Annotated in this window: 1 protein-coding gene; it reads right to left on the reverse strand. The window is 60.5% G+C overall.

Annotation, left to right across the window (positions count from 1 at the left end; genetic code table 11):
- Window positions 1–281 (reverse strand): AMP-binding protein (locus IHE46_RS16885; RefSeq protein WP_192166098.1); only part of this gene is annotated, 281 nt, incomplete at both ends.

The raw sequence follows: 281 nt of genomic DNA on the forward strand, positions 1-281 counted from the left end.
GGGTTGCAGAACAGTGGCATGGGGGACGGCGACCAGGCAGGCCCCGTGAAGTAGAGGAGCCCACACTTCCAGCGTACTGATGTCGAAGGAAACATTGCCTAGCCAGGCGATGTGATCGCCCGCCTCAAACGAGGCATAGCTGTTATTGATGAGCAGACGATTGACCGCGCGATGGGGGACGAGCGTGCCTTTGGGGGCACCGGTCGACCCGGAGGTGTACATCACATAAGCGGGGCTGTCGCTGGATAGATGCAGTTGGGGATTGGACTCGAGACCCTCGG

It is taken from the genome of Rhodanobacter sp. DHG33, assembly GCF_014843005.1.
Lineage (GTDB): Bacteria > Pseudomonadota > Gammaproteobacteria > Xanthomonadales > Rhodanobacteraceae > Rhodanobacter_A.